Below are 16,100 nucleotides of genomic sequence, written 5' to 3' on the forward strand. Positions count from 1 at the left end.
CGCCGGCCGCGCGGGGAGCCGCGCTACGCGCGCAGTGCCTGCTCGATCGGCACGCCGCCGCCGACGAAGCCGACGATCTTGCGCGAGATGCCGAGCTTGATCGCCTCGATCGCGGCCCAGGCAACGTCCTGGCGCGACACGGGCGGCGCCGGGTCGAGCCACGCGTCGGTCAGCGCGATCTTGCCGACGCCCGGCGTGTCCGCGAGCGGGCCGGGGCGCAGGATCACGTAGTCGACGCCCGACGCGATCGCGCGCTCGTCGCCTTCGCGCTTCATCTGCGAATAGTGGCGCAGCGCGTCGGGACCCTGTTCGGGCCGGTACGCGGACAGCGAGCTGATCACCACGAGCTTCTGCGCGTTGTAGGCAAGCGTGTATTCGGCCGCGCGGGCGACCGCGTCGCGGTCGATCTGCTCCTCTTCGGCCGCGCCTTCCCTTTCGGCCGAGCCGGCTGCGTAGATCACGTGCGTGATGCCCTGGAAGGCGTGCGAGAAATCGTTCGTCAGATCGGCCTCGACGACCCGCGCGCCCGCCAGCGCATAGCCGTGCCGGCGCACGAGCGCCGTGACCTCGAACTCCGGCTGCTTGAGCAGCAGATCCGCGCACGCCTGGCCCGTGCGGCCGGTCGCGCCAATCAGCAGTACCTTCGTCGTCATGAAACTGCTCCTTGCTCGATACGTCGTCCTTCCAGATAGGGACGGACGACCAATAACTCAAGTGTAATGTCGATTTGGTCCGATGGCGGACAGGTATTAAGGGGCGTACCGGCGCGGGCGTACCGGCGAAGGTTCCCGGCGCGGGTACGCGGCCCCCGGGCGACATGGCGGACGCTCGGGCGGTCATTCGTTCACACGGATTCGGGAATGACGCGCCGACCGGCTATCATGTGCGCGATGCATTTTTCGCCGCTACGCCCTATCACGCGTCGGCCAACCGGTTGGAGTACACATGGCATTACCCCTGGACAACGTCAGCATGGCCGTGTTCTGCGACTTCGAGAACGTCGCGCTCGGCGTGCGCGACGCGAAGTACGAGAAATTCGACATCCAGCCCGTGCTGGAGCGCCTGCTGCTGAAGGGCAGCATCGTCGTGAAGAAGGCCTATTGCGACTGGGATCGCTACAAGGGCTTCAAGGCGTCGATGCACGAGGCGAGCTTCGAACTGATCGAGATTCCGCATGTGCGCCAGTCGGGCAAGAATTCGGCCGACATCCGGCTCGTCGTGGACGCGCTCGACCTCTGCTACACGAAGTCGCATGTCGATACGTTCGTGATCATCAGCGGCGATTCGGATTTTTCGCCGCTCGTGTCGAAGCTGCGCGAGAACGCGAAGAAGGTGATCGGCGTCGGCGTGAAGAAATCGACGTCGGACCTGCTGGTCGCGAACTGCGACGAATTCATCTTCTACGACGACCTGGTGCGCGAGCAGCAGCGCACGCTCGCGAAGCGCGAACAACAGCAGCGCGCCGGCAACGGTGGCGCGAAGCGGCCCGACGAGCCGTCGCGCAAGCACGACATGGACGCGCGCAAGGCCGAGGCGATCGCGCTGGCGGTCGAGACGTTCGACGCGCTCGCGTCGGAGCGCGACGACGTCGGCAAGATCTGGGCGTCGGTGCTCAAGAGCGCGATCAAGCGCCGCAAGCCCGATTTCAACGAGTCGTACTACGGGTTCCGCGCGTTCGGCAACCTGCTCGACGAGGCGCAGGCGCGCGGCCTGCTCGAAGTGGGGCGCGACGACAAGTCGGGCGCGTTCGTGTCGCGGGCACGCCAGCCGGCGGCCACGGAGCAGGTCGCGGCGGGCGGTGAAGGCGCCGCCGCGCACCATGGCACGCGTGCGGCCGAGCCGGCGCGGGCCGGGCGCGAGCCGCGACGTCGCGGGCACCGGACGGAAGCGGTCGTGCACGAAAGCGTGCAGGTCGAAGCGGAAGAGGCGGTCGTTGCCGAAGTCGCCGACGTAGCAGCGGTCGCGCCTGCCGTCACGGCCGACGTGGCCGAACCGCACGGCGAAGCGAACGACGGCCGCAAGCGGGCGCGCAAGAGCGCGGCGAAGAAGACCGGCGCGAAGAAGGGCGCTGCCGCGAAGAACGCCGGCCGTCACGAGGCCGGGAAGCCGGACGACACCGCGCATGGCGCGGCGAAGCACGGTGGCGACAAGCACGCGCACGGCAAGCATGCCGACGACGCCCATCGCGACGCGGAGCACGGCGACGACCGGCATGCCGCGGCGACGCACGCCGAGCCGGCAGCCGCCGATTCCGGCGCCGAGGTTGCCGCCGCGCAGCCGTCGCATGACGCGGCGCCGGTCGAATCGGCTGCAGAATCGGCGGCCGAAGCGCCGGCCGCCGCCAAGCCGAAGAAGCCGGCCCGCAAGGCGGCACCGCGCGCGCGCCGTCCGCGCAAGACGGCGGCGGCTACCGAGTAACCGCAGCCGGGCCGGGGGCGTCGGGAACGCGGCGGCGCCCGGCCCGCGCAATACCGGCCGGCGCAACGCCGGCCGGCCTGCCGAGCTAGCCGTTCAGCGCATACGGCCGCGTCATCACTTCGAGGAAGTGGCCGTCCGGATCGTCGAAATACACGCCGCGGCCGCCGTTGTGGTGGTAGATGTCGCCGGGTTGCCGCTTGGCCGGATCGGCCCAGTGCGGCAGCCCGCGCTCGCGAATGCGCGCGAACACGCGATCGAAGCCGGCTTCGTCGGTCAGGAACGCGTAATGCTGCGCCGTGATCTCCCCCGTCTTTTCGTAAAAATCGAGCGACACGCCGTTGTCGAGCGGCACGACCAGCATCGCGCCGAACGGCGTCGGCGGCGGCAATTCCAGCAGCTCGGTGAGGAAGCGGCTCGACGCGCGCTTGTCGCGGCACCAGACGATCGTATGGTTGAGCTGGACGTTCATGGCGTGTTCCCGTGAAGGGCACCGCGGTGGGCATGGACTCACGATAGCCGATCGCCGCGCGCGGTCAAGCGCGAACAGCGGCCGCCTGACGGGCGGCCGCTTCGATCATTCCCCGGCGATCGCCGGCCCGCCCGAATTCCCGCGGCGATTGCGCCGTTTCTCGGCCCACACGCGCAGGCGGTCCATGTACAGATAGACGACCGGCGTCGTATAGAGCGTCAGCACCTGAGACACGATCAGGCCGCCGGCGATCGCGATCCCGAGCGGCGCGCGCAGCTCGGCGCCGTCGCCGCGGCCGAACGCGAGCGGCAACGAACCGAGCAGCGCCGCCATCGTCGTCATCATGATCGGGCGGAAGCGCAGCAGGCACGCCTCGTGGATCGCGTCGAACGAAGACTTCTGGTTGTTGCGGGTCTGGTCGATCGCGAAGTCGACCATCATGATCGCGTTCTTCTTCACGATGCCGATCAGCAGGATCACGCCGATCAGCGCGATGATGCTGAACTCGGTCTTGAACAGCAGCAGCGCGAGCAGCGCGCCGACGCCGGCCGACGGCAGCGTCGACAGGATCGTGATCGGGTGGATGTAGCTCTCGTACAGGATCCCGAGCACGATATAGACGGCCAGCAGCGCGGCGAGGATCAGGATCGGCTGGTTGTTCAGCGACTGCTGGAACGCCTGTGCGGTGCCCTGGAAGCTGCCGACGATCGTCGGCGGCACGCCGACCTGCGCCATCGTCTGGTAGATCACCTGGGTCGCCTGCGACAGCGACACGCCCGGCGGCAGGTTGAACGAGATCGTCGTCGCGACGAACAGCCCCTGGTGGTTGACCGACAGCGGCGTCGTGCTCGGCCCGAACGTCGCGACCGCCGACAGCGGGATCATCGTCGATTTCGACGTCGACACGGATGCGCCCGACGACGCGCTCGACTTGCCGCTGGCCGCGATCGAGTTCAGCGCCTGGTTGCGCGCGGAATCGGACGCGATCGCCGCGGCGCTCTGCGTGGACGTGCCGGCGCTCGACGTGCCGGCCGACGTCGCGACGTAGGTGCCGGCCGCCGCGTTGGTGGTCTGCGAGCCGTTCGCGCTGCCGCCCGACGTGCTGATCCACACCTGGTTCAGCATCTCGGGGCTCTGCCAGTATTTCGGCGCGACTTCCATCACGACGTGGTACTGGTTCAGCGGGTTGTAGATCGTCGAGACCTGGCGCTGGCCGAACGCGTCGTACAGCGTGTTGTCGATCTGCGACGGCTTGATGCCGAACCGCGCGGCCGTCGCGCGGTCGATCGTCACCATCGCCTCGAGGCCGCCTTGCTGCTGGTCGGAGTTCACGTCGGTCAGCTCGGGGCGCTTTTGCAGCGCCTCGGTCAGGATCGGCCCCCACTTGTACAGGTCGGCGCTCGAATCGCCGAGCAGCGTGAACTGGTACTGCGCGTTGCTTTGCCGGCCGCCGACGCGGATGTCCTGCGCGGCCTGCAGGAACGTGCGGGCGCCCGCGACGTCCGCCAGCGGCGGGCGCAACTGCTGGATCACCTGGTCGGCCGACAGCTTGCGCTCGGTGCGGTCCTTCAGCGTGACGAACATGAAGCCCGAGTTGGTCTGCGTGCCGCCGGTGAAGCCCGCGACGCTCTTCACGTTCGGGTTCGCCTGCACGATCCGCATCATCTCGGAGAACTTCAGCTTCATTGCCTGGAACGACGTCGACTGGTCGGCCTGGATGCCGCCGATCATCAGCCCGGTGTCCTGCTGCGGGAAGAAGCCCTTCGGCACGACGATGTACAGGTAGACGTTCAGCCCGATCGTCGCGAACAGCGTCAGCAGGATCAGCAGCGGCCGGCGCAGCGCCCACGACAGCGAGCGCTCGTAGCCGCGCTGCATGCGCGCGAAGCAGCGCTCGAGGAAGCGCCCGAAGCGGCCTTCGTCTTGCGGGTCGTGCGACTCGGACAGCAGGCGCGCGCACATCATCGGCGTGACGGTGAGCGATACCGCGAGCGACACGGCGATCGCGAGCGACAGCGTCAGCGCGAACTCGCGGAACAGGCGCCCGACGATGCCGCCCATCAGCAGGATCGGCAGGAACACCGCGACGAGCGAGATGCTCATCGACAGCACCGTGAAGCCGACCTCGCGCGCGCCGTCGAACGCGGCCTGCATCCGCGACTTGCCGTTCTCGATGTGCCGCGAGATGTTCTCGAGCACGACGATCGCATCGTCGACGACGAAGCCGGTCGCGACGATCAGCGCCATCAGCGACAGGTTGTCGATCGAGAAGCCGAGCAGGTACATCGCGCCGAACGTGCCGATGATCGAGATCGGCACCGCGACGCTCGGGATCAGCGTCGCGCGCCAGTTGCGCAGGAACAGGAACACGACCATCACGACGAGGCTGACCGCGATCAGCAGCGTGTGCTCGGTGTCCTTCAGCGACGCGCGGATCGTGGTCGACCGGTCGAGCACGGGCGTGACCGTGATGTCGGCCGGCAGCGACGCGGTGAGCTGCGGCAGCGCCGCGCGCACGCGGTCGATCGTGTCGATGATGTTCGCGCCGGGCGAGCGGTAGAGGATCACGAGCACCGCGCGCTTGCCGTTCGACAGGCCGAGGTTGCGCAGGTCCTCGACCGAATCGACGACGTCGGACAGGTCGGACAGCCGCACGGCCGAGCGGTTGCGGTAGGCGACGACGAGGTCGCGGTACTGCGACGCGTCGGAGGCCTGGTCGTTCGTATAGAGCTGGTAGCGCTGCGGGCCGAATTCGATCGCACCCTTCGGCGCGTTGGCGTTCGCGGACGCGAGCGCCGCGCGCACGTCCTCGAGGCCGATCCCGTAGTGGAACAGCGCCTGCGGTTCGAGCTCGACGCGCACGGCCGGGTTCGCGGAACCGCTCACCGAAACCTGGCCGATCCCGTCGATCTGCGACAGCGACTGCTGCAGCACCGTCGATGCGGCGTCGTACAGCTTCGCGGGCGACGAGGTCTCCGACGTCAGCGACACGATCATGATCGGCGAGTCGGCCGGGTTGACCTTGCGGTAGGTCGGGTTGCTCTTCAGCGCGGCGGGCAGGTCGGCGCGCGCCGCGTTGATCGCGGCCTGCACGTCGCGCGCGGCGCCGTCGATGTCGCGGTTCAGGCCGAACTGCAGGATGATCCGCGCGTTGCCGACCGTGCTCGTCGACGTCATTTCGGAGACGTCGGCGATCGAGCCGAGGTGCCGCTCGAGCGGGCTCGTCACGCTGGTCGCGACGGTCTCGGGGCTCGCGCCCGGCAGCGACGCCTGCACCGAGATCGTCGGGAAGTCGACCTGCGGAAGCGGCGACACCGGCAGCTTGATGAACGCGAACAGGCCCGCGAGCGCGACGCCGAGCGCGAGCAGCGTCGTCGCGACGGGGCGGGTGATGAAGGGGCGCGACAGGTTCATGTCGGCACTCGCTGGGCCGCCGCGTGTTCCGACGGATGCGTTTTCGGCAGATGGGGGGGCTGCGCCCCCCCACGCGAACGAAGTGAGCGTGGGGGTCGTTTCATGTCGGCACTCGCTGGGCCGCCCCAAGGGTGCCGACCGCCCCCTTGGGGGGCAGCGAACGAAGTGAGCGTGGGGGTCGTCATTTACGCATCCGTGCGCGTGTCGGCACCGGGGCCGTGGCGTTCGAACCAGCCGCGCACGCGGCGCGCGAGCGAGTCGAAGCCGAGGTAGATCACGGGCGTCGTGAACAGCGTCAGCACCTGCGACACGATCAGGCCGCCGGCGATCGCGATCCCGAGCGGCTGGCGCAGCTCGGAGCCCGCGCCGGAGCCGACGATCAGCGGCACCGCGCCGAGCAGCGCGGCGAGCGTCGTCATCAGGATCGGCCGGAAGCGCAGCAGGCACGCCTGGAAGATCGCCTCGCGCGGCGGCTTGCCTTCGACGCGTTCGGCCTCGAGCGCGAAGTCGATCATCATGATCGCGTTCTTCTTCACGATGCCGATCAGCAGCACGATGCCGATGATCCCGATGATGTCGAGGTCGTGCCCGGTGATCATCAGCGCGAGCAGCGCGCCGACGCCGGCCGACGGCAGCGTCGACAGGATCGTGATCGGGTGGATGTAGCTCTCGTACAGCACGCCGAGCACGATGTACATCGTGATGATCGCCGCGAGGATCAGGAACACCTGGTTCGACAGCGATGCCTGGAACGCGAGCGCCGCACCCTGGAAGCGCGTCTGGAACGACGCGGGCAGGTCGATGTCCCTCTCGGCGGCTTCGATCGCCTTGACGGCTTCGCCGAGCGACGCGCCGGCCGCGAGGTTGAACGAGATCGTCGTCGACGGGAACTGCGACAGGTGCGCGACCAGCAGCGGCGACGGCCGCTCGTGGAACGACGCGATCGACGACAGCGGCACCTGGCCGCCGCCGGCCGACGGCAGGTAGATGTCGTTCAGCGATAACGCGTAGTGCTGGTCCTTCGGTTCGGACTCGAGAATCACGCGGTACTGGTTCGACTGCGTGAAGATGGTCGACACGATGCGCTGGCCGAACGCGTCGTACAGCGCGTTGTCGACGGTCGCCGGCGTGATGCCGAAACGCGCGGCGCTCGCGCGGTCGATCGCGATGTAGACGGACTGGCCGTTGCTCTGCAGGTCGGTCGCGACGTCGGCGAGCGACGGCTCCTGCTGCAGCCGCGCGACGAGCTTCGGCACCCAGGTCGCGAACTCGTCCGAATTCGGGCTCGTCAGCATGAACTGGTACTGCGTCGGGCTGACGGTCGAGTCGATCGTCAGATCCTGCACCGACTGCATGAACAGCGAGATGCCCGTGATGTTCGCGACGCGGTGCTGCAGGTCGCGGATGATCTGCGCGGCCGTCTCGGTGCGCGCGTCGCGCGCCTTCAGGTTGATCAGCATCCGGCCGCTGTTCAGCGTGATGTTGCTGCCGTCGACGCCGATGAACGACGTGAGGCTCTCGACGTTCGGGTCCTTCAGGATCTCGGCTGCGAGCGCCTGCTGGCGTTCGGCCATCGCGCCGTACGAGATCGACTGCGGCGCCTGCGTGATCGCCTGGATCACGCCGGTATCCTGCGCGGGGAAGAAGCCCTTCGGTATGTACACGTAGAGCAGGCCCGTCAGCACGAGCGTCAGCAGCGCGACGACGAGCGTCGAGCGCTGGCGGTTCAGCACCCATTCGAGCGCGACCGCGTAGCGCGCGATCACCCAGTCGATCGCCTGGTGCACGCGCGCCTCGAAGCGGTGGCTCTCCGGCGGCGGCGAATGGCGCAGCAGCTTCGCGCACATCATCGGCACGAGCGTGAGCGACACGATCGCCGAGATCACGATCGTCACCGCGAGCGTGATCGCGAATTCGTGGAACAGGCGACCGACCACGTCGCCCATGAACAGCAGCGGGATCAGCACCGCGATCAGCGACACCGTCAGCGAGATGATCGTGAAGCCGATCTGCTTCGAGCCCTTCAGCGCGGCCTCGAGCCCCGATTCGCCTTCCTCGACGTAGCGCGCGATGTTCTCGATCATCACGATCGCGTCGTCGACGACGAAGCCGGTCGCGATGGTGAGCGCCATCAGCGACAGGTTGTTCAGCGAGAAGCCGGCCATGTACATCACCGCGAGCGTGCCGATCAGCGACAGCGGCACCGACAGGCTCGGGATGATCGTCGCGTAGACGTTCGCGAGGAACAGGTACATCACCAGCACGACCAGCCCGACCGCGAGCAGCAGTTCGAACTGCACGTCGCGCACGGCCGCGCGGATCATCGTCGTGCGGTCGGTGACGATCTGCACGTCGAGCGCGGCCGGCAGCGTTTCCTGCAGCTTCGGCAACTGCGCCTTGATCGCGTCCACCGTCTGGATCACGTTCGCGCCGGGCTGGCGCTGCACGTTCAGGATGATCGCGGGCTCCGAATTCACCCACGCGCCGAGCTTGGTGTTCTCCGAGCCGGCGACGACCGTCGCGACGTCGGTGAGCATCACCGGGCGGCCGTTCTTGTACGCGACGACGGCGCTGTTGTACTGGTCGGCGCTCGTGAGCTGGTCGTTCGCGTTGATCGTGTACGCGCGCGTCGGGCCGTCGAAGTTGCCCTTCGGCGTGTTCACGTTCAGGTTCGAGATCGTCGTGCGCAGGTCGTCGAGGTTCATCCCGTACTGCGCGAGCGCGGTCGGGTTCGCCTGGATCCGCACGGCCGGGCGGTTGCCGCCCGACAGGCTGACGAGGCCGACGCCCGCGACCTGCGAGATCTTCATCGCGAGGCGCGTGTCGGCCAGGTCCTGCACCTGCGTGAGCGGCAGCGTCTTCGACGTGACGGCGAGCGTGATCACCGGCGCGTCGGCCGGGTTGACCTTCGCGTAGATCGGCGGGGCGGGGAGGTCGGACGGCAGCAGGTTGCCGGCCGCGTTGATCGCGGCCTGCACTTCCTGTTCGGCGATGTCGAGCGGCAGGTCGAGCGAGAACTGCAGCGTGATCACCGACGAGCCGGCCGAGCTTTGCGACGACATCTGGTTCAGCGACGGCATCTGCCCGAACTGCCGTTCGAGCGGCGCGGTGACCGACGAGGTCATCACCTCCGGGCTCGCGCCCGGGTAGAAGGTCTGGACCTGGATGGTCGGATAGTCGACTTCGGGCAGCGCGGCGAGCGGCAGGAAGCGCAGCGCGACGAGACCGGCCAGCATGATCGCCGCCATCAGGAGGGCGGTGCCGACCGGCCGGAGAATGAAGAGGCGGGATGGATTCATCGAGCGGCCCGCGCGTTATCGGGCCGCTGCTTGCGACGCACCGTGCTTGTGTCCGCCGCGTTGGCCGCCGGCGCCCGATGCACCCGACGCCGCGCCGGCGCCGCGCGCGCCCGATGCGCCTTTCGGCTTGTCGGCCGGGATCGAGATCTTCGCGCCTTCGCGCAGGCGGTCGGAGCCGTCGGTCACCACGCGCTCGCCGAGCGCGATGCCGCTGACGATGCTGGTGCGTTCGCCGTCGACCGGGCCGATCGTGACCTTGCGCACCGTGACCGTGTTGTCGGGTTTCACGACGTAGACGAACTGGCCGATCGAGCCGGTCAGCACCGCGGACGTCGGCACGATCGTCGCGTTGCGCAGCACGTCGACGAGCAGCCGCGTGTTCACGAACTGATTCGGGAACAGCATGCCTTCCTTGTTATCGAAGTTCGCGCGCAGCTTGACCGTGCCGGTGCTCGTGTCGATCTGGTTGTCGAGCGTCGCGAGCGAACCCGTCTCGAGCGGCACCGTGTTGTTGCGGTTGTACGCGGTGACCGACAGCTTCTGGCCCGCGTTCACCTGCTTGAGGATCTGCGGCAGGTTGTCTTCCGACGTCGTGAAGATCACGCTCATCGGCTGCAGCTGCGTGATCACGACGATGCCGGTGCTGTCGCCCGGCGTCACGTAGTTGCCGGGGTCGACCTGGCGCAGGCCGACGCGGCCCGACACGGGCGCCGTGATGCGTGCATACGTGAGGTTCAGCTTCGCGGAATCGATCGCGGCCTGGTCGGTCTTCACCGCCCCTTCGTATTGCTTGACGAGAGAAGCCTGCGTATCGACGGTTTGCGACGCGATCGAGTCCTGCGACAGCAGCGTCTGGTAGCGCTTCAGGTCGAGGCGCGCCGTCGCGAGCAATGCGGAGTCGCGCGCGTGCGTGCCTTCGGCGTTCTCGAGCGATACCTGGTACGGGCGCGGGTCGATCTGCGCGAGCACGTCGCCTTTCCTGACGATCTGGCCTTCCTGGAACGATACCGACTGCAGGTAGCCCGACAACTGCGTCTTCACCGTCACGTTCGCGAGCGGCGTCACGGTGCCGAGCGCGGACAGCACGATCGGCATCTCGCCCTGCGTCGCGGTCGCGACCGACACGGGCTGCGGAACGTTCGCCATCGCGGCGGGGCCGCCGCGGCCGCGTTGGCCGCCGGCGCCGCTGCTCGCACCACTGCCGGCGCTCGCGCCGGCCGCGGCGCTGCCTGCCGCCGGCGTGCGGCTCCACGGTTGCCACCACAACAGGCCGCCGATGACGACCGCCGCGAGCGTCCCGATCATCAGCGTGCGGCGCGGGCGCCGTGCGGCGGGGGAGGCGGGGTCTTTCGAAGGGGGCGTGGGCTTGTGTTCGTTATCCATCGGGTTCTGTCAGGAAGACGGCGCGGCGGGCCGGGATTCGGACTGCTCATGGCTGCGCGTGGGCGAGCGGTGCCGGGAGGGGCAACCCGGCTCGGTCCGGGGCCCTCCCGGCCCGCGCGGGAAAAGAGCTGTGCGCACCGCGAATGCGGCGCGACGATGGGCATGATCGTACGTGCCGTCCCCGTTACAGTCCAGCGGTCTATCTTTCAACGGGTTACGGTCGTTACAGAACTCGACAGAGCGCGACAGGACGATGACGGAACGATTACACGCCGATGCGCCGGGCCGGCGCGCCGCCGATCTCGCGCGTGATTTTCGCGATGCATTCGTGCAGTGCGGGCACGACATGTTCCTGTAGCCATTCGGGCGGACACTGGTGCGACGCGCCGCCGCAATTCACCGAATAGCGCTGGCCGGACGGGCCGACGAAACCGGCCGCGACCGCATTCAGGCCCTCGCGCCATTCGCCGATCGCGATCGCATGGCCTTCGCGCATCGCATCGTCGAGCGCGGGATTGAGCCTTGCGGACACGTGCGGCCAGTCGTCGCCCGCCGTCGTGCGCAGCGAGTCGAGCAGCAGGCGCCGCTCGTCGTCCTCGAGCGCCGCGAGATACGCGCGGCCCACCGCCGTGCGCGCGATGTCCATCCGCGAGCCGATCTCGAGGCGCGTGACGAGCACGGCCGAGCGCGGCCGGATCACGTCGATCGCGACCATGTCGAGCCGGTCGCGCACCGCGAGGTGCACGGACAGCGACGTGCGTTCGGCCAGCTCGATCATGAACGGCCGCGAACGCGCGCGGATGTCGAAGTTGCGCAGGAAACCGTGGCTCAGCTCGAGCACCGACGCGGTGAGCACGAAGCGCTCGCTGTCGGGCAACTGGAACAGGAAGCCGGCGCTGACGAGCGTCGCGGTGATGCGCGATACCGTCGGCTTCGGGATGCCGGTCAATTCGGTCAGCTCGCGGTTGCTGACGGGGGCGTCGGCAGCCGCGATGCGGCGGAGCACGGCAAGGCCGCGGGCGAGCGCTGTGATCTCGTCGGGCGACGATTCACGGTCCCGGGACGCGGGAGGGATTACAGTTGTCGACACGAGGGACTCTCTCTCTTTTTCCGAAACTCGATTTCAATTTTGTTGGTATTGTAGGACGATTGTCAAAAGATGCATGTTCTGCGGGTGAACTGGTCATTTGATGAGATTTTGCGGGTTCACCCTTGGTTTATTAGGAAAACGCTCAAACGAGCATTGCCGGAAAGTACATGACCCGGTGCAAATACCGCTTGACTTGTCGGGCGGAAACGGAAAGAATGTCTCACGTTTTCGAAACATCGTTTCAAGAGTTTAACCGGCAACGATGTTTCGCGCAGTCTCTCAGGTTCTAGCACGGCCCTCGGAATGGCTAGAACTTTTTTAGCGCCACGGTCTCCGTGGCGCTTTTTTTTGCCCGTTTTCCGGCGACAGTCCAGTCGGACAGGATCGAACGAACACCGTTCCGCGGCAGCAAAGTCCGCGCCTTTCGACGCGCCCGACATCGCCCGGCCCATGATTCTAATTAATTTCGGCTATCGGGACGATTTCCACAATACGCCGTCGATCTTCCTTCCCGCCTGTACCCCGCACCCGCCGCCATAAGCAGCATGACACCCCCGCTCGCCGGGCCCCCCCTACGCAAAAGTAGGGGGGTGACCCATGCCGGGCCGACGCGCGCATCTGCAGAATCCAGATACGGGTCAGTGCGATGAGGTCGCCAGCCCGCGTCAGCAGCAGATCATGACGTCCAGCGCGTATCGCTGGTTGACCCCTAGGATGGAGGTCATATGTTCAGTACCCGCGCGTATTGCAGCAGTGTGGCGGCACTGTTGCTCCTCTTGTGCGCCGCTCCTTCGTTTGCCCAGTCGTTTCGTGTTCAATGCCCGCCTACCACGCCGTCCCATCCGACCGCGCTGGCGCCCGGCGTCGGCGAGCCCGCGTACAAGCAGCCGTCCTTCACGGGCCAGAATTCCACGTCGACCGGCGCCGTGAACGGCGCGATCAAGTGCCAGCAGATCTCGGGCGGCGACGGTTACGCCACGATGGCCAACGGCGTGCAGACCTACCTGTTCGCGTTCGGCCCGCTGTCCGGGCTCGCGGACATCAAGGCCGGCCTGCCCGGCACGGAGCTCGCGTCGGTGTTCAACACCGTCGGCGACCCCAGAACCGACTCGACCTACAACGGCGCGGTCGGCCTTGCCCCCGATCCGGATGCCGGCGGTGCGCTCACCGGCCACGTCGACCCGCGCCCGATCATGGACATCGGCGTGATGAACGGCAACCAGCCGGCGCCGCTGATGGCGATCGACGAGGACGACGAGTTCTTCCTCACGCTCACGAACGTCGGGATGATCATGCGCCCGGACCTGTTCGAACGGCACACGGTGCACTTCCACGGCTATCCGAACGCGTCGTCGTTCTATGACGGCGTGCCGGATGCGTCGGTCGCGATCAACATCGGCGCGAGCTTCACGTACTACTATCTCGCGCCGGATGCGGGCACCTATTTCTGGCACTGCCACATCACGCCGCCGGAACACCTGCAGATGGGCATGGTCGGCCAGATCTACGTGCGGCCGCGCCAGGACCGCGTGCCGAAAGGCGTCTCGCTGTACGAGGCGCTGGTGACGCAGCAGTCGGACCTGCGCACGCGCTGCGGCAACGACATCCTGTGCTCGACGCCGCTGCCGCCGCGGAACAACGGCCTGGTGCGCGCGGCGAACGCGAACATCCCGCCGACCGTGCCGGAGACGCTGTCGCTCTACGCGTACAACGACGGCGACGGCTCGACCGCGTACGACGTCGAGTACCCGATCCAGATCCACGGCTTCGATCCGAATTTCCACTTCGTCGGCATGACGTTCAATCCTGAGCCGTTCACCGACATGAGGGACAAGTTCTTCCTGCTGAACGGCCGCAGCTATCCGGATACGGTGACTGAAGGAGCGATGTCGACGCCCGCGTCGGACAGCTCGATGCATCCGTCGCAGCCGCTGTCGACGCTGATCAACATCCCGGCCGGCGGCCGCGCGCTGTTGCGGATCTCGGATCTCGACGTGACCGAATACCAGACGCTGGCATCGCTCGGCATTCCGATGCACGTGGTCGCGATCAATGCCCGCATGCTGCGCGACATGGCCGGCAACAACATGGCCTACGACACGAACTCGATCACGCTCGGTGGCGGCGAGTCGCTCGACCTGATTCTCGACGCGAGCGACAAGTCGAAATACCACTCGGGCCAGATTTTCTATCTGTACACGCCGAACCTCGATCACTTGTCGAACGATCAGGAGAATTTCGGCGGCCTGATGACCGAGGTTCACATCTGCAGTGCGGTGGATCCGATCACGAAGCATTGCACTCTTTGATGACCTGGGCCTGCCCGAGTCGTCGGGCAGGTCCGGCCGGGAAGTCCTGCACTGAGGAGAAAAGCCGTGGGACACATCACTCACCATGCGTGGACCGCGACGCTCGTCCGCCTTGGACGGCTCGCCCGCGTCGGCGCTGCGACGCTCGCCGCGTTGCTGTCGATGCACGCGCAAGCTGCGGCGCCGGGCATTACCGGCAAGGTATTCAACCTCACTGCCCAGGAGGCGCGCATCACGCAGCCCGATGGCACGAGCGTCTATTCGTGGGGCTACGGCTGCGCGGCGACCAGCGCGACGCCGGTCGTCTTCTCGCCGTCGACGATTGCCGGCGCGACCTGTCCGACGATGCAGATTCCCGGTCCGACGCTGATCGTCAGGCAGGGCGACATCATCACGGTGACGCTCACCAACAACCTGCCGGCGGCGGCCGGCAACACGTCGATGCTGTTTCCCGGCTTCGTCGTGTGCACCGGGACCCTGAGCCCGGACGGCAAGACCTGCACCGGCACCTCCGGCGTTGCCGGGCTGCTGGGGCAGGAAGCGCAGCACGGCGCGACGGTCACCTACACGTTCGTCGCGGCGACGCCGGGCACGCATACGTACTACAGCGGCACGCAGGGCGATCTGCAGATCGAGATGGGCCTGTACGGCGCGATCATCGTGCTGCCGAACACGGCGGTCAACACGGCGGGCTGCATGGCGCTGCCGGATTCGGGCAGACCGTTCGGCCAGCACGATTTCCGCAACGCAGTGGCGGCATTCGACAACAGCGCAGCCTGCTATGACCGTGAGTATCTTTTTCAGTTCTCCGAAATGGATCCGCGCATCCATCAGCAGGCGGAGCAGCAGGTCGCGGCGAATACGTCGTGCACCAAACCGACCGGCTGCATGACCGTCGAGACCGAGCCTTATCACCCGGCCTATTTCATGGTCAACGGCCGTTCGATGCCGGACGACATGGATCCGAACTACGCGCCGCAGTACCCGCACCAGCCGTACAACGGCAACCCGCACATGCATCCGGGCGAACTGGTGCTGCTGCGGATCATCGGCACCGGCCGCTGGCAGCATCCGTTCCACGAGCACGGCAATCACGTGCGCGTGCTGGCGCGCGACGGCAACCTGTTGCTCACCCCGGTCGATCCGAGCCACCCGGCGAACCCGCGGCTGCCGGCCGGCCCGCTGCTGTTCACGACCACCACGACGCCGGGCGTCACGATGGACGGGATCTTCTACTGGACCGGCAAGGGCCTGAACTGGGACGTCTACGGGCACTACGCGGGCGACGGCTCCGTCTGCGTGCCGGACGCGAACGGCTACTACACGACGGCGTCGAATCCGCCGGCCCCGCGCAACGCGCCGAACTACTACGAGTGGTGCCAGGACCATGGCAAGGCGCTCGAGAAGGCGCCGTTCGGCAAGGTCGCCAGCGGCGGGCCGGTCACATTGCCGGACTCGAACATCCTGACCAACGGCGCCTGGTATGGCGGCAGTCCGTATCTCGGTCCGGACGCCACTACGCGAGCAACGGCCCCGACGGGGACGACGCCGCCGAGCGGCGTACAGCTGAACCCGGCAGCAACGGAAGCAGGCTTCGCGTTCATGTGGCACTCGCATAACGAGCGCGAGATCACGACGAACAACATCTTCCCCGGCGGAATGATGATGATGATGCTCGTTGATCCTCCGGTATTTCCGATCGACGAATCCAATTAGGG

General features: G+C 67.2%; 9 protein-coding genes. 3 read left to right on the forward strand and 6 right to left on the reverse strand.

Annotated features, from left to right (window positions below):
• Positions 1 to 23: 23 nt before the first annotated feature.
• Positions 24 to 653, reverse strand: coding sequence for an NAD(P)H-binding protein (locus tag LXM88_RS10905; RefSeq protein ID WP_262542095.1), 630 nt, complete (start codon positions 651 to 653; stop codon positions 24 to 26).
• A 292-nt stretch (positions 654 to 945) separates the two neighbouring features.
• Here LXM88_RS10905 and LXM88_RS10910 point away from each other — a divergent pair, with 292 nt between their 5' ends.
• Positions 946 to 2,418: an NYN domain-containing protein gene (locus LXM88_RS10910; protein WP_262542098.1), complete on the forward strand. Its 1,473-nt coding sequence runs from the start codon at positions 946 to 948 to the stop codon at positions 2,416 to 2,418.
• A gap of 85 nt (positions 2,419 to 2,503) precedes the next feature.
• On the opposite strand, the gene LXM88_RS10915 is transcribed toward LXM88_RS10910, so the two are convergent.
• From LXM88_RS10915 to LXM88_RS10935, 5 genes are all read right to left on the reverse strand, one after another.
• Positions 2,504 to 2,887: a VOC family protein gene (locus LXM88_RS10915; RefSeq protein ID WP_262542099.1), complete on the reverse strand. Its 384-nt coding sequence runs from the start codon at positions 2,885 to 2,887 to the stop codon at positions 2,504 to 2,506.
• Positions 2,888 to 2,992: 105 nt separating this feature from the next.
• The gene (locus LXM88_RS10920) at positions 2,993 to 6,301 is read right to left on the reverse strand and encodes an efflux RND transporter permease subunit (protein WP_262542101.1); all 3,309 of its coding nucleotides are present in this window, start codon (positions 6,299 to 6,301) and stop codon (positions 2,993 to 2,995) included.
• A 185-nt stretch (positions 6,302 to 6,486) separates the two neighbouring features.
• Entirely contained in the window at positions 6,487 to 9,600 is a 3,114-nt protein-coding gene (locus LXM88_RS10925) for an MdtB/MuxB family multidrug efflux RND transporter permease subunit (protein ID WP_262542103.1), read from the reverse strand.
• A 15-nt stretch (positions 9,601 to 9,615) separates the two neighbouring features.
• Entirely contained in the window at positions 9,616 to 10,983 is a 1,368-nt protein-coding gene (locus LXM88_RS10930; RefSeq protein ID WP_262542105.1) for an MdtA/MuxA family multidrug efflux RND transporter periplasmic adaptor subunit, read from the reverse strand.
• A 265-nt stretch (positions 10,984 to 11,248) separates the two neighbouring features.
• Positions 11,249 to 12,073 carry an IclR family transcriptional regulator gene (locus tag LXM88_RS10935; RefSeq protein ID WP_262542107.1) on the reverse strand — a complete coding sequence of 275 codons (825 nt, stop codon included), beginning with the start codon at positions 12,071 to 12,073 and terminating at the stop codon, positions 11,249 to 11,251.
• Between the two features lie 725 nt (positions 12,074 to 12,798).
• On the opposite strand from LXM88_RS10935, the gene LXM88_RS10940 reads away from it, so the two are divergent.
• Both LXM88_RS10940 and LXM88_RS10945 read left to right on the forward strand, forming a co-directional pair.
• Positions 12,799 to 14,382 carry a multicopper oxidase family protein gene (locus tag LXM88_RS10940; protein WP_262542110.1) on the forward strand — a complete coding sequence of 528 codons (1,584 nt, stop codon included), beginning with the start codon at positions 12,799 to 12,801 and terminating at the stop codon, positions 14,380 to 14,382.
• Positions 14,383 to 14,448: 66 nt separating this feature from the next.
• The gene (locus tag LXM88_RS10945; protein ID WP_262542112.1) at positions 14,449 to 16,098 is read left to right on the forward strand and encodes a multicopper oxidase family protein; all 1,650 of its coding nucleotides are present in this window, start codon (positions 14,449 to 14,451) and stop codon (positions 16,096 to 16,098) included.
• Positions 16,099 to 16,100: the final 2 nt, after the last annotated feature.

The sequence above is a fragment of the Burkholderia sp. S-53 genome, from assembly GCF_025560745.1.
GTDB classification, from domain to species: domain Bacteria; phylum Pseudomonadota; class Gammaproteobacteria; order Burkholderiales; family Burkholderiaceae; genus Burkholderia; species Burkholderia pyrrocinia.